18 protein-coding genes are annotated in these 13,995 nt (G+C 65.1%); 5 read left to right on the forward strand and 13 right to left on the reverse strand.

Annotated features, from left to right (window positions below; all coding sequences use genetic code 11):
- From B842_RS03390 to B842_RS03440, 13 genes are all read right to left on the reverse strand, one after another.
- Positions 1–414 carry a hypothetical protein gene (locus B842_RS03390; RefSeq protein WP_082028352.1) on the reverse strand — a complete coding sequence of 138 codons (414 nt, stop codon included), beginning with the start codon at positions 412–414 and terminating at the stop codon, positions 1–3.
- Positions 415–417: 3 nt separating this feature from the next.
- On the reverse strand, positions 418–633 hold the full coding sequence (locus B842_RS13605) for a hypothetical protein (protein ID WP_156119418.1): 216 nt from the start codon (positions 631–633) through the stop codon (positions 418–420).
- Between the two features lie 52 nt (positions 634–685).
- A complete protein-coding gene (locus B842_RS03395; RefSeq protein ID WP_052437708.1) occupies positions 686–1,198 on the reverse strand; it encodes a hypothetical protein in 513 nt (170 codons plus the stop codon).
- A 3-nt stretch (positions 1,199–1,201) separates the two neighbouring features.
- On the reverse strand, positions 1,202–1,915 hold the full coding sequence (locus tag B842_RS13090) for a hypothetical protein (RefSeq protein WP_156119419.1): 714 nt from the start codon (positions 1,913–1,915) through the stop codon (positions 1,202–1,204).
- A gap of 94 nt (positions 1,916–2,009) precedes the next feature.
- The gene (locus B842_RS03405; protein ID WP_040085198.1) at positions 2,010–2,579 is read right to left on the reverse strand and encodes a hypothetical protein; all 570 of its coding nucleotides are present in this window, start codon (positions 2,577–2,579) and stop codon (positions 2,010–2,012) included.
- A gap of 228 nt (positions 2,580–2,807) precedes the next feature.
- On the reverse strand, positions 2,808–3,569 hold the full coding sequence (locus B842_RS03410) for a hypothetical protein (RefSeq protein ID WP_052437710.1): 762 nt from the start codon (positions 3,567–3,569) through the stop codon (positions 2,808–2,810).
- Positions 3,570–3,647: 78 nt separating this feature from the next.
- Positions 3,648–3,995, reverse strand: a complete 348-nt coding sequence (locus B842_RS03415) for a hypothetical protein (RefSeq protein ID WP_040085199.1) — start codon at positions 3,993–3,995, stop codon at positions 3,648–3,650.
- Positions 3,996–4,005: 10 nt separating this feature from the next.
- A complete protein-coding gene (locus B842_RS13095) occupies positions 4,006–4,737 on the reverse strand; it encodes a hypothetical protein (protein WP_052437711.1) in 732 nt (243 codons plus the stop codon).
- A 96-nt stretch (positions 4,738–4,833) separates the two neighbouring features.
- Positions 4,834–6,480, reverse strand: coding sequence for a major capsid protein (locus tag B842_RS13100; RefSeq protein ID WP_052437712.1), 1,647 nt, complete (start codon positions 6,478–6,480; stop codon positions 4,834–4,836).
- Positions 6,481–6,572: 92 nt separating this feature from the next.
- Complete coding sequence (locus tag B842_RS13610; protein ID WP_156119420.1) at positions 6,573–6,722, reverse strand: hypothetical protein; 150 nt, start codon at positions 6,720–6,722, stop codon at positions 6,573–6,575.
- Positions 6,719–9,022 (reverse strand): phage minor head protein, encoded by a 2,304-nt coding sequence (locus B842_RS13105; protein ID WP_052437713.1) that lies wholly within the window; start codon positions 9,020–9,022, stop codon positions 6,719–6,721. Before B842_RS13105 ends, B842_RS13610 begins: the two co-directional genes overlap by 4 nt.
- A gap of 4 nt (positions 9,023–9,026) precedes the next feature.
- The gene (locus tag B842_RS03435) at positions 9,027–10,511 is read right to left on the reverse strand and encodes a phage portal protein (RefSeq protein ID WP_052437714.1); all 1,485 of its coding nucleotides are present in this window, start codon (positions 10,509–10,511) and stop codon (positions 9,027–9,029) included.
- On the reverse strand, positions 10,512–10,829 hold the full coding sequence (locus B842_RS03440) for a hypothetical protein (RefSeq protein WP_052437715.1): 318 nt from the start codon (positions 10,827–10,829) through the stop codon (positions 10,512–10,514).
- A 98-nt stretch (positions 10,830–10,927) separates the two neighbouring features.
- Here B842_RS03440 and B842_RS14050 point away from each other — a divergent pair, with 98 nt between their 5' ends.
- From B842_RS14050 to B842_RS03450, 5 genes are all read left to right on the forward strand, one after another.
- Positions 10,928–11,059: a hypothetical protein gene (locus B842_RS14050; RefSeq protein ID WP_281178881.1), complete on the forward strand. Its 132-nt coding sequence runs from the start codon at positions 10,928–10,930 to the stop codon at positions 11,057–11,059.
- A gap of 52 nt (positions 11,060–11,111) precedes the next feature.
- The gene (locus tag B842_RS13615) at positions 11,112–11,267 is read left to right on the forward strand and encodes a hypothetical protein (protein ID WP_156119421.1); all 156 of its coding nucleotides are present in this window, start codon (positions 11,112–11,114) and stop codon (positions 11,265–11,267) included.
- Positions 11,264–11,482 (forward strand): helix-turn-helix transcriptional regulator, encoded by a 219-nt coding sequence (locus B842_RS03445; protein WP_040085201.1) that lies wholly within the window; start codon positions 11,264–11,266, stop codon positions 11,480–11,482. The genes B842_RS13615 and B842_RS03445 overlap by 4 nt, the downstream gene beginning before the upstream one ends.
- Before the next feature lie 114 nt (positions 11,483–11,596).
- Positions 11,597–13,126, forward strand: coding sequence for a hypothetical protein (locus tag B842_RS13620; protein WP_156119422.1), 1,530 nt, complete (start codon positions 11,597–11,599; stop codon positions 13,124–13,126).
- Positions 13,123–13,992 carry a DNA adenine methylase gene (locus B842_RS03450; protein ID WP_040085203.1) on the forward strand — a complete coding sequence of 290 codons (870 nt, stop codon included), beginning with the start codon at positions 13,123–13,125 and terminating at the stop codon, positions 13,990–13,992. The genes B842_RS13620 and B842_RS03450 overlap by 4 nt, the downstream gene beginning before the upstream one ends.
- Positions 13,993–13,995 lie beyond the last annotated feature (3 nt).

Raw genomic sequence — 13,995 nt, forward strand, 5'->3', positions numbered from 1 at the left:
CTAAGAAACAGGGGTGACTTCGAAGCCGAGGCGCGTGCCCTCCGCGCGGGCGGAGTTCAGCAGCCACGGCTGCGGCCTGCTGCCGGGGTGGTTCACTGACCGGGCGAAGACCCGGCCCGCTCCCTTCCCCCATGTGAGCGCCTTTACGCGGCGAGGCCGGATGACGTGCGGGCGGGTTCCCTCGTGGACGGCCAGGGCGTAGTCCTGCTCAGCGATGACCTCACCGCTGACGCGGGTCCCCTGGACGATGATGTTGCCTGCGCGGTGAGAGTTCTCCAGTTGGCCGGTGTCGAGCGGGGAGCGGTGGATGGCGGCGTTGAGGGTGCGGCGCTGGGCGGTGCGAATCAGCTTGGTTGCTTCGGCGCGCAGGTGGTCGCGCAGTGCACCTCCGTCGAGTTCGAACCGGGAGGCCATCGGTTAGTCCTTGACCTTGGTGACGTAGCCGCCCTGGAGGAGGGAGCGGATGTGGTCAGTGAGGGTCACGGTGGTTGTCTCTCCTGCACGCAGGAACGTGGTGGAGATCCGCCCCCGAATCGTCACAGTGTCCTTACGGGTCCGTACTCGAGTAGGGCGGTTCTTGACCGTGGTGGGCCTCGATGTGTCGTTCAGGTCGGTGGTGGTGTTGTCGGACATGCTCTTCCTCTCTCAGTGGGTGTACATCCCTGTGTGTAGCGCCGACTGGTGACTACGCCAGCTGAACAGTCAGCGACATCACCCACGCCAACACCCCACCCTGCGGGCCGATGGGTTCAGCTGCCGACCACGTGGCGGAGTGGATCAGGTTCTTGTCCTCGAGTCGGCGCGCAGCAAGACACAGGGCACGCTCAAGACGCGCCGCATCGTCCAACCCGACCAGGGCGTCATGCTCCATCCGCTCAGCCGAAGGCGGGTAGCCCTGCGCGTCGACGGTGCCGACACACCGGGCCGCACCCACCTGGATGATCGCCGCCGGCGTCCCTCGGCACGGGGCGATCGTGTCGGACTCCGCGGGGAACTGATCCGTGCGGAACAACCGGATGACGTTCGTCCACACCAGGCCGGGGCAGTCACCGACGAACAACCCGTCAAGGGCGACGTCCATGCCGGGGCGGTGCTCGACCTCCGGGACGACGCCACCCAACGGTGGGGACACAGGGTCCACGAACTGATCTCGGAGCGCTTCGATGACCTGGCCGGTGACGGGGATGATTCCACGCATAGGTCACCACACCTCCTGATCCGGGGACCACACGACACTGGGCTGGGCCTGCCGGTACGGGTTGTGCGCCCGAATCCACAGGTCGACTTCGGTGATACCGGTGGAGCCGGTGTCGTAGATTGCCTGCGGGTCGACCATCTGCACGGTCACTCCCTGCCTCTGGACCTGGGTGGCGCGTTGCGGCAGCCGGCATGTCCCACCGCTGGTGGCGGCCAGGATCTCCTTGGCGAGGTTGGCGACCATTCCATCGGCACCTGGTGGTGGCAGGAGTCCACGCTGGTAGCGAATGCCCCAGGTGCCGTACTCGGTGGTGGGCAGGGACAGGTCCTGCTGAGGCCAGGTCCCGGTCCTGCTCCACACGCGATCACCGTCGCGGTTGAGTGTGCCGTCTGGCATTTCCTGCCCATCCACAACCCACCCCAGGATGGTGTGGACAGGCCCGGGCAGGAGGATGCTGCCGGACCGATCGCAGGCCACTGCCTGGCAGACAGGTGCGTTCCTGCTGATCCCGGTGTCGAGAACCGGCACCCATCCCAGGCCGGGGGACAGGGGGATGCCCCGGTGCGGTGCACCGGGTGGGCAGGGGCGTGCCTCAACATTGGTGAGACCGTAACGGCGACCGGTCAGGGCCCAGAGGATCCCGATAGCCGCGCGGACGGCCTCAGTGACATCGTCAAGGTTGTCGTCGGTGACAGGTGGCAGGAGGTCCCAGTTCACGGGCCAGGACGGTGGTGTGGGCGTCGGTGTCATGGGGCTCATGCTGCCGCGCGGGGGTGACCACGCTCCTACCCACGAAGACCGGGGGAAGAAGTTACATACCGAGCGCCGAGAATACGATCGGTGCGATCTGGGCAACCACTGGCGCGGCGATCAGGTTAGTTGCAATCCAGCCGCCGGCCTTCCGGATGGCGGACAAGGCGCCGTTGATCTCGGCTTCCTGCTCGAGCTCGTCGGCCTTCGTTTCCTCGCCGTGCTGACGGAGGATCTCGACGACCTTCGTCAGGTCCTCTTCGTGGGCGATGTGCTGGGTGGCGGTGTTGTGGTTGCCGACTTGGTTGATGGAGGGGCCGTGGTTGTTGAAGGTGTTGGCGTTGATGATGGCTCCTTGAACAGCATTTCGAGCGAGCTCTTCGACTGACGTGCCGGTCTCAACGAAGTTGGATCCGAGGGGGGTAATGCTGACGCGGACTAATCCACCGCCCCACGTAGTGGGGCCTTCTACGAGTTCTTGCTGTGCAAGCCAGTCGACTGCAGCGTCGATTTCTTCGCGTGTAGCCGCATCTTCGCCCAAATGAGCCTCAATGGCGGAAACGCTAGGAAAGGAGTGGTTGAGTTCGTACACCGCGCGCAGCACGCGATCACGGAGGGGCCAATCGATCATAGGACCACTGTAGACAGCTCGGGCCAAGCAACGCAGCAGGGAACGCAGAAGCGGCCACCGCTAGCACCATCAGCACCGGCGGTGGCCGCTTCCCTCGGAAGAACCTCACTCCATGACGCGTACCCCGAAGAAGCGGACCTCGCCGGATTCGGAACCACACCAACACCTCGACGCGGTCCGTTCCCTCGGGGTACGCCGTGAAACTAACGGCGAGGGGTGACAGCGAACCTAGCCGCCGGCTTCCTCCCCGCCACCCACAGCCGCGAAGTACGGCGTCGGCAGCGTCAGCTCCACCGCACCATCAGTCACCGCCGGCGGGGCGATCGTGGTGCGTTCGAAATGCAGGTGCTCGTCCGCGCCGAACGGGCTGAGCAGACGACCCGCGGTGTTCTGCGCGTCCTGGGCGACGACGTTGTACGGACCCTTGCCCCACATCGGGGCGGCACCGGTGATGCCGGAAATGGTGAACGTCATGACGTTGGCACCGATCTCGAAGTCACCCATCGTGGCTTCCTTGATGTAGGGGAGCACGAAGTAGCCGAACGCCGGGGCCGTGGCCGTGGCCTCCGACAGGACACTGTCGTCGGTGGGCAGGACACAGTCATCGGCGCCGACACCGGTCCACAGCTCCACGCCGGCACCTTCGTTGACCTTGACCCGCTTGGAGGAGCGGAAGCCGACGGGCTTGTTGGCGTAGTCGAGGACGAGGGCGTCGTCGGTGAAGAACGACAGGAGTTCAGGGTCGACGGCGCAGAACTCGGCGGAGAACTCGTACCACTTGAGCTCCGGTGGGGTGCGGTCGGCGATGCAGATCTGGCCGTCGGCGTTGGCCTGTTCAAGGTCTTCGGCGTCTCGCATGGCCTTGGTCATGCTGACGGTGACGAAGCCGCTGGTGACGATGGTGGACTTCTCTCCGGCGATGGGCAGGCCGCAGTGTCCGACGCGGGTGGCGCGCAGTCGCTTGCCGCGCACGATTCCGGTGGCAACCATGGGGTGTCCTTCCTGATGGGTTGTTGGTGGCGCGGCCTCATCTGGGCCGTCACACCTTGTTGTAGGCGGGTGGGGTGACTACGCGAGCCCTGCAGTGGTGGCAACGGACGCCGGTACGCGCCACCCCGAGGGGGAGGTGACGGTGGCGACCTGGGCGGGGTCGTCGGCGGCGTCGAGAAGCCGGCGGGCGAGTACGGGAGTGTCGGCCGGGTCGATCGGGGTGATGATCACGGTGTCGCCGTCCACGCTGGTGACATGCCCGGGTGTTTCTTCGCCCGGGTCTCCGGCGGTGTCTTTGGCAGGTTCACCGTCGGCGGCCGCCTGCTCGGTGGCGGGATCCTCTGGGAAGATGTCGTCAGCGGGGGTCTCCGCGGGCTCCTTCTCCGGGGTGGCCTTACGGGCCGTGGTCTTGCGGGGGGTGGACACAGTGTTTCTCCTAACGGTTGACGGGGACAGCGAGAGTGGGTGACTCCCACCCCACGGTGATGACGCGCTCTGCCAGGGCAGCGCGAGTGTTGGTCACTCGGTCGAAGCTCATGCCGGTGACCACCGACCCACGGCGGATCATGACCGGGCCAGTGGCAACGAGCGTGTTCTCGAGGGCGCCGTAGCCGGAACCGAACACCCACCGGTGCCCACCGGGGGTGTACAGAACACCGCCCTGGCGGACGATCAGGCGCGAGTCGATCTGAGCGATCAGCCCGCGGCGGGCATGCACCACACCGGGGTAGCCAGCCTCACCGAGGGCGTCCTCGATGACCTCGAGCGCGTCCGCGACGCTGGACACAGCTGTTGCCGGGGTGATCGTGAGGAGTTGCTCGGCAGCGAACTTCTCGACGTCGACCGGGGCGGTGAGACGCAGGAGATGCGCGGCGCGAGCCTGAGCTTCCTCATCGGTGATACCCACCGTCTTGCACTCGTCAACGGCCCACACGATGGTGGAGGCGAAGTCCTCCGGGGTGGGGCGCTGGCCGGTCTTGTCCGGGGTGTCGTCCGGGGTGGGGCAGACAGTCGGCCAGTGGCCGTGCCCACCCTGGTTGGGAGAGGTGAGGGTGATGCCGCCGATGTGGCGGGACAGTGCTTCATCGGTGATCGTGGCCGCGTCGAACAGGCCGTGCGGCAGGGGATTAGCCGGTGGGGCGGTCACCGGGACGGTGGGCAGGGTCATGGTGCTCCTCTGGAGAAAAATGGGGTGACGCCCGGGGCGCACTCGGAGCCTGAGGGCCCCTGGTGAACCCCGGGCGTCATTGGGATACGGACAGGACTAGGGAGCAACGGCGGCGGTGTAGCGGGCACCGACCTCACCGTTGACGGCCACCGGGATGGTCACCAGTCGGGACTCCGGGCCACGCTTGCCAACGGCCACACCGTCCTCGGTGAACATCTGGACCTGACGGTTCTGCTTGATGAGGGTGGAGTCGTGGATGATGCCGAGGTTGATGACCGGCTCCGTCGCGGACCACCAGGTGCCGGCCGGGTACAGGACGACCTGCACCTCAGTCGGCCAGGCGACGGCCGGGGTCTTCGCGCCGATGACGTCGTTCTGCCAGTCGACGACGAACTGCAGGTTCGCGCCCAGGTTGCGGAAGTGCGCCTTGATCTGCTCGTCGGTGACCTGTGCGGGGAGCACCTCGTCGCGGTAGGCGAGGTCCGCACGCAGGACCGACAGCAGCCACTCGGGGGCGATGCCTTCCACGGATCGGGTACGCGGAATGCGGTGACGGGTGCGCATGTCTGCGACCTGCAGTTCGAGGGCGGACAGGACAGCACCGGCGGTGCCGAACATCGGGCCGGTGAGAGTTCCGACGACGGTGGAGCCGTCGACGACGGTCTTGATCCGGCGGGCTGACACCTTGTGCTGGTGAAGACGCAGTGCCTCGTCCACGAACTTCTTGGTCTGCTCCGGCCACGCCTTGTCCTGCAGGATGCCGGAGGTGATGCACACGCCCTCGACGTCGAGGCGGATCTCCTCGAACTCGCCGCAGGGAATCTCGATGCAGTTCTTTTCGGTGTTCGCCTGCGCCTGTGCTTCGGTCTGGTGGAAGCCGATGTCGTCGTAGAGCTTGTCGAAGTCGGGCTCCTTCGGGAAGCGGATACCGCCGCGCCGGATGGTCAGCTCCGGGAGGGACAGCAGGCCGGTGGGGGCCTCGACCGGCAGGAAGTCGTAGATCGTCTCGGAGGGGGCGCACCAACCACCGGCGGCGACGAGGCTGCCACCGTCGAGGCGGGACTCGTCAGTAATCTTCTCGAGCACTGCGAGAGCGTCGGACTCGTCGCTGACGGTGAACTCGGCCGGGGCGTTGCGGTCGAGGTAGGCGACGGTCGTCACGGAGCGGCCACCGGCGCCGATGACACGGGCGGCACGCCCCTGGGCGAGGTTGCCGAACTCCTCAGCAACACGGAGGGTGTCGACAACACCAGTCTCGTAGTTCTTCGCGCTGGTGGTCAGCCGGAAGCCGTGCTCCTGCTTCGGGAGATCGGTCTTGGTGCTGCCGGCCGCGGCGGAGAAGCGGGTACGGGAACCGGATGCGGCGACCGACTCCTGGGCTTCCTCCTCGTCGGAGGGCTCGCCGGGGGTGGCCTCCTCCGGGGTGTCGAGGGTGGGAGTGTCGACGCTGTCGTTCTGGGTGTCGTCGCCGCTGGTGTCGTCGCTGTCGGGGGTTGCCTTCTCCGCGAGGGCGGCGGCCATGTCGGCGGCGCTGGTGGCACGCTCGTCGGCTGCGGCCTGATCAGACAGGGCCGTGTCGATGGTGTTGATGCCTTCGACGAGGCGCTGCATGTGTGCCAGCTCCTCTTCGGTGGGGGCCTTGTCGGTGTCGTAGACATCGTTGAAGGCTTCCACGGCCTTGGCTCGGAGGTCGGCCAGGGCGTCGGCGTCGGTGGGCAGGGTGTCGGGGAACTCGAAGGGCATGTCGTCCCGTGTCCTTCCTGTGTGTTCGGAGGTGGCCCCGGCCTGTCCGAGGGCTCACGGTGAGTTGTAGGTGGGAGGGGTGACAGCGCCGGTCAGGTGACCAGTTCGATGCGGCCACCACCGTGGGAGGTGGCGTAGATGCGGGCCTCGGTCTCGCTGAGGAACAGGTGCTCGCTGCCGTCGTTGAGGGTCACCTTGTAGCGGCGGGGTGGGCGGGCCGAGCCGCAGAGTCCGCAGCTCACGGTCGCTCCCGCTGAACCTGGGAGGACAGGACCTGCGCGGCGAGGGTCCGGGCCTGGGTCTGCCGCTGGGTGGTGGCGGCTTCGGTGGCGCGGCGCTGTTCGTGGCGTCGGATCCCTTCGGCGACGGCGTCGGCAAGCCGGTCGTCGCGGGTGCGGCGGGGAACAACGGCGGCGGCGACCAGGGAGAGTTCCTCCCCGTGGGTGGCGGAGAAGCTGCGCGGGACGGGGAACCCGGGGGTGTTGACGCTCAGGGCAGCGACGAGCTCGAGGTTCCCGCCGACGTTGCGCCAGTCGCCCGACAACGGGGCGGAGGCACCGGCCCTGACGGTGGCGGCGTCGGCGTCGGGGTTGATGATGCCCGCGACCCAGATGCCGTGGGCGTCTTCACCTGCCCGGACGTAGGCCCAGCAGGTGCCGGTCTGGTCGTAGTGGGCGGTGGCGTCGGGGGCGGTGTACCGCGGTTCGGCGTGCCCACAGCCGACGGTGAGCCGACCGCAGGGCAGGGGGCCGGTGTCGGTGATCACGGTGGAGACGTGGAACAGGGCGTAGTCGGTGCGGGAGTGCGGTGGGGTGACACCGCGGCCGGGCATGCCGACATGCTCGGTGCCCCACAGGGCGAGGTGCCCGTACACGTGCCCGTCGTCGGTGACGGTCAGCGCGGTCGGCCCGGGGAGTCCGGGATCACTGAAGGCTTCCGCTGGGGCGGTGTCCTCGACGATGGTGGCGGCAGCGACCAGGGCGGCGGTTTCGGCGTCGGCGTCCGCGGGGGCCGGAACCTGGTCGCCGATGGTGATCTTGGCTTCCGCGAACGCCGGCTTCGACACCAGGGTGGCGGCCATGATGGTGCATGCGCGGACGTGCATGACCTCGGTGAACTCCGGGGACCATTCGATGTCCGCGTCGTCCGGGTCGACGGGGTTGCCGTCGGCGTCGAGGATCTGCCACTCGGTGACCATGTCGCACATGTCCACGCTCGGGCGGATCACTCCCTCGGCCAGCAGGTTCTGGGCCTCGATGCCGTCAGGGGTGTCGAACAGTTCTCCGGTGGCGTGGATCGCATGGGCGTCGACGGTGGCGGCGCTGATCTTGCCGACGACAACCGCGGTGTCGTGGCCACCGGAGGTAGCCCGCTGGAACAGCAGCGGCATGGGGAACTCGCGGAACTCGATGGTGGCGTCCGGGTCGATGATCCGGCCGTCGCCGGTGGGCTTGTTGATGGGGGCCAGCAGGCCCGACCAGGTGGTGCGCATGGGGGTTGTCTCCTTCACGGCGGCGGTCACAGGCTGGGGTTCACTATCACGGGCACGGGTGACACCGTCAGCTGCGCGGCGCCGCACCTCCGCCTGGGGGTCGCGGACCGTGCCGTCGGAGCGTTCACGTTCGGTCTGCCGGTCCGACTCATCCGGGAGGGGCTCGTCAGAGGTGAGGATGATCGTGGTGCAGCGGCAGTTGATCGATTCGTGCGGTGGCAGATGCGGATCACCGGGGTAGTCGGCTTCGTGGCCGCCGATGAGGAACTTGCCGTCCAGGGGGACGCGCTGGCCGTCGGCGGCGAAATGCGAGTCCCGGGTACGAGTGTCGATGCCACACACCCACACCTTGTGCAGCTCTTCCCCGGTGGTGGTGGCCTCCGTGCGGGCGGCCTGCAGATCAGCGGCGTTGATGATCCGGTTCGTCTCGGTGCGGGAGATCCGGTGTGCGCGGGTCATCCACTGCTCGTACCCGCCCTCGGTGGTGATGTCGAGGTAGTCGCGGGCCAGGCGTGCACGCTCCCACGGGGCCATGCCTTCCCGGGTCGCGGACGCCAGCTTCGTGACGAGGTCACGGTAGGCAGTCTCCGGCATGCCCTGCACCAGGTTGACCGTCTGCCGGGCGTACGCGTCGATGAAGTCCACCCAGGACGGAACCCACAACACCTGGTCGAACCCCACCGTGGGCACCCCGGCACGCGTGAGAGCGTCCACCGCCCGATTCACCAGGTCAGTGACTGCCCCGCCGGACGGGGGTGTTGTCGCGAGCTGCTCCCAGGTCATGCCACGGGCAGTGGACATGTCGATGAGCCGGCGGGCCGTCAACCCCACCAGCAGAGGAAGCACCTCGTCGTCGATGACCAGGTGCCACGCGGTGATGGCGGCCAGTAGGGCCTCCAGGTTCGGCAGGGAGTCGTCGGAGGCGTCGGCCAGCATCACCGGGTGGAGTTCGGCATCGATGGCGCGCAGCCACGTGTTGATCGCGTGCATGATCGCCTGGTCGATGATCGGGGTCCAGGTGTCGAAAGGGTCATCAAGGAACACCGGCATGGGTTTAGTCCTTCCGTGGTGGCGCCTTGGTAGGGGTAGGGGTGGCAGGGGTGGTGCTGGTGCCGATCGGGGCCAGTGGCTGCGTGGTGTCTACGTCCATGCCCAACAGGCGGGCGAGCATCGGCAGGAGACTGGGAGCGCCCTTCACGAGGGAGACCGCCAGCTGCTGTTGCTCCGCGCGGGTCATGTTCTCGGCTGGGGCGTCGTCGTCACCGAAGCCGAGGGCCTGGCGCAGGGCGGTCGAGCTGATCGCCCCGCGGTCGAAGGCGTTGACGGCATCCTCGCCACGGTTGGGGGTCTGCGCCAGGTCGGCAAGGTCGAACCACACGGTGAACAAGGTGCCGTCGATACCGGCATGCGCCAGCAGGGGGCGCAGGATCGCCTCAGTCAGGGCGTCGCAGATGAGGGTGGCCAGCGGGGCGAAGTGGGTGTTGATGGCGTCCTCGTCGACCAGCCACGCGTTCCAGTGGTTCGTTCCGCCGACGCCGGTGAGCAACTCCGGGGGAATGTCCAGCGACAGGGCCAGCCGGCGGATCGCTGAGTCACGGGTCTTGAGGTTCGTTTCGGTGACCTCGGACTCGAAGCGGATGTGGCGGATCTTGTCGAGGTGTTCACCGGAGGCCTTGAGCACGATCGGGACCATCGCCGCGGCGGAGGTCGGGTCGCTGATCGCGGTGGTCATGACCTGCTGCAGCTGGACCATGACGTCCTGGGCGGTGACCGACTTCTCGACGGTGACGGGCGCTCCTGCAGGCAGGCCGGGGGCGTCGGGGTCGGGCTGGGGTGCCTCGGTGACGGGCATGCTGATCTCAGAGGGCAGCAGGAGGATGCCGTTGCCCGCCAGGCGGGACTTACCGGCGCCGTCGATGGCCTGGGAGGTGCGGGTGATCTCGTTGAGGGTGGGTAGGGCGGCGCGGACGGGGGAGTCGGATTCGCGGCTATTTTTCGGGTGCGGGCGGTGGATGCGGGTGAGGATGTCGGTCGTGGGGTCGAAGGGGTGGTCGGTGCCGTCCTGGAGGCGGAGAGTGATGCGAGCACCGCGGGAGGTGATTTCGTCGGCGGACAGGACGTGCCATTCTTCGACGGCCTGTCCGTCGATGCTGCGGCTGATGACGGCGATCCAGCCTTCGCCGGGGACGGTGAGGTGGGTGACGAGTTTGGAGATCAGGGCGGCACGTCCGGCGGGGCCGCCGGCGATGTCGTTGACGATGCTGGCGGCGGTGGGGTTGTCGGTGGGGGAGGTTGAGGGGCGTCCGGTGGTGGGGTCGATGTCGGCGGCGTACAGGGTGACGCGGGACAGGCTGTTGGCGATGCGTTGGCAGACGTAGCGGAGTTCGCCGACCTTGTCGTAGGCGTCCCAGGCCTGTTTCTTCCAGCCGGTGGTGTCGGTGACCTGGTTGGTGGTTGTGGTGGTGTCGACGGTGGTGGCCGCGGCGGTGAGGCTGGGGGAGGCGAGCTCGCTGGGGATGGTGCGGGCGACGCGGGACATTTAGTTGTTCTCCTTGGTGATGAGGATTGCGGCGAGGTAGGCGACGGCCAGGGCGGTGGCGGGGAGGCCGTACCAGGTGGGTACGGCGAGGTGGTGGGTGGCGTCGGCGAGGATCCAGGCGGTGGGGGTGAGGGCGGCGGCGATCCAGATGCTGAGGCAGTAGGAGCAGTGGAAGAGGTAGGTCCACCAGCCGTCGTCGCCGTTGTAGCGGATGATCCAGCGTCGGAGGGGTTCGGCGAGTTTGTCGATGGTGATCAGGCGGGTGAGGCGGGCGACGGTGAGGGTGGTGATGAGCAGGAGGGTGAGTGTGGTTGCCATGTCAGGGGAGGGTAGGGGTGTGGGGTGACGTGGTGAACCACTTGCGATGTAGCACGGTAGCGTGCTACAATGTGATTAGAACTTAAGAGAGGAGGTACATGGACAACATCCCCTGGTGGATCGCCGGACTATACGCAGCCTGGAAAGCCGCCAACGAAACACTCAAAATCATCCTGGAACACAAGGCCAGAATGAAAGAGATCGAAACCAAGAAAGGAGAAAAGGAATGAACCCCGGGGCCTGCTCGAATCAGGCCCCGGGGAACATCCCCACACTACAACCATGAAGAACGCCATTACCAGCGCAGGCGTCATCGCCCTCATCGCCATCGCCATCACCCGCGGCCCCACCCCCCTGGCCATCGCCATCGCCCTGCCGCTCACCGCCCTCCTGGCCGCCGAGTCCATCCACCTCTATCGCACCTGGAGGGCCCTGTGAGGCCCACCATCATTGACGCCGACACCGGCCGCACCCTCTGGCGAGTCGCCGACTGTGCCGCCCACTGCGGAATCAGCGACGCCACCTGGCGCAGCTACGCCCGCAAGAACATGCCCCCACCCCCCGTCGCCCACCTCGACCCCCGCATCCCACTCTGGGACGCCCAGGCCGTCCAGGACTGGCACGCAGGGCGGCCCGGTGCGGCGAAAGTGTAAAGAGTCGCTCTGATCTGGCGAGATCTAAGCGCCCGCGGGCCTATGATCTATTTGGGCCAGTTCGGATGATGTGGGCACCTTCGAGCGTTGACTAGGAAAGGCGTGATCTAAGGCGTGAGTAAAGAGGACAGCGGACTGCCGAAGTTGCTGCCGCCACCTAAGGCCGCCCCGCCAAGGGCGGTCGCGGTTGATGATCTTCATCTTGATGAGCGAAATCCCCGCAATCGAAGTCAGCTGACCGACTATTCCGATCCGCTGCTCCACATGCTTGAGCTTCACGGAAAATCTTGCATTGACATGCTCCGAGACATCGTCTCTCAAGGGAAGTTGAATCCAAGTGAATTTCCCATCGTTACCCGGGAGAACGGAAAACTCGTTGTACTCGAGGGTAACCGCCGTTTAACCGCACTTAAGTTGTGGCGGGACCCATCAGTACTGGACTCCTCGTCCGCGCTGGCAGAAAAGTACGGTAAGCGGGTGGAAAGGGCAGTCCTCTCTTCGCGTTATTCGCCCATAGAGACAATCTTCGTGCACGAAGTTTCATCACGAAACGAAGCGCGGCACTGGATTGCGATCAAGCACGAAAGCGGCCAAGGGGGTCGGGCTACCTCTCGATGGAATGCTTTAATGCAGGAATCGTTTACTGCTGAGGAGGACCCGGCGAAACGTCCTGTGACGCTAGCTTTCGTGGACTTTGTGCAGGAAACTTGGCCTGAAGATTCCACTCTCAAAGAGTCGCTCAATAGCTGCCTTTCTCGGTACACAAACCTGCAGCGAGTTATCAAGAAACCCTTGGTGCGGGATTATCTAGGTCTTTCATTTGAGCATGGTTCGATCATCCCATTGTACCCCAAGGATGCTCTCCTTCCTCTCGTTAGACGGTTGATTGAAGATCTCGCGCGAGAAAAGTCAAGCTCTGGTGATTCTTGGTCGCGGATTTTCAACCTGAACAAGGATGCCAAAAAGTACTTCGAAGAAACGCCAGAACTCTTCGCGAAGAACTTGGCGCCCAAGCTGAAGCAGCCACTGCCTGAGTCGGCTAACAATCGCTCCACGGCTCAACCGCAGTCATCGAATATACGCACTACCTCTGAACCTCCGAGGAAAGCCAGCCATTCCCAAGAACTCCCTCCTTCGACTAACTCAGGCCAGGGGGACTTTTTCCCAGATCTTCCTCAGTCGCAGAAGCGTCGAAAAGTGGCTGCGCGATACATCTTTCGTGGCGTTCCGACAGATTTTTTCCCCGACCGGCTGGGGGATCTTATTCGCCAAACATCGCAACTGCCAGTTGATGACTATCATGAGGTGCTCGCAGGCCTGATCCGTCAAATTGTTGATCTGACGACGGCGTGGTACTTGGAGAAATACAAACCTAATTCTGGAGGGACTATAGAGGCAAGGGTGCGTAAGGTGATTCTGCTCGTCGACCCAGATGCGGAGAATCTCCCAAAGAAGGTTGAAGAATGGACAGAGTTGCAAAAGTTGCTCCGCGAGGCGAACAAAGATAATGGCCAAGCTCTGCAGCTGGGAGTTCATTCATGGAGGCTCTCCAATTCTCCGAATGAAGTATATACTCGGGCGAGTCTATGGACCCCGCTTCTGGTGTCTATGGGAGAAAAGTTGAGGCAGAATCAGCAGTCATGAGGTACCTGTCTCCGCTCCGATACCCTGGTGGCAAAGCCCGCCTGGCCCCCTATCTGGAGCGTCTTGTCGCGGCCCAGGACCGCCGACCGGCTCGGTACGCCGAACCCTTTGCTGGCGGCGCCGGAGCCGCGCTCAAGTTGCTGCGAGATGATGTCGTTGAGCATATCCACCTTAACGATCTCAACCCCGGCATCGCGGCTTTCTGGCGCTCCATCACCGAGCAGTCAGACGAGTTCTGTAGGCTGATCGAATCCACGGAACTGACGATCGAGCAGTGGCACATCCAGCGCGATCGTTACCTCCACCCCGATGATCACGCTGACCTGGAGCTCGGGTTCGCCACCTTCTTCCTCAACCGCACCAACAGGTCAGGAATCCTGGGGGCCCGTCCAATCGGAGGACTTAATCAAGAGGGAAAGTGGAAGCTCGACGCGCGCTTCAACCGCGAAGGTCTCATCACCCGCGTGGAGCTGATCGCAGCGATGCGTGATCGCATCCACATCACCCAGATGGAAGGTATCCACTTTCTAGAATCGGTTTCCCATTACGGGGATGATCTTTTCGTCTACGCAGACCCTCCCTATCTCGTCCAGGGCGAAGGGCTCTATCTGCACGCATTCGATGAGAATGACCACCTCCAGCTGGCGCAGAATCTTGCGTCGTCAGCATGCCCCTGGATGCTCACCTACGATGACGACCCACGAATTACCGATGCCCTCTACGGTGACGGTCGCTGTGCACGCTTCCCTATCGCACACACGGCCCACAAGCAGCACGTGGGAAGTGAGGCCGTCATTTTCTCGCCGAACCTCATCATTCCCGACATGGAGCTCACTACGGGGCGTGTGGCCCAGTGGATCACCTAGCAG

It is taken from the genome of Corynebacterium humireducens NBRC 106098 = DSM 45392, from assembly GCF_000819445.1.
GTDB classification, from domain to species: Bacteria; Actinomycetota; Actinomycetes; order Mycobacteriales; family Mycobacteriaceae; genus Corynebacterium; species Corynebacterium humireducens.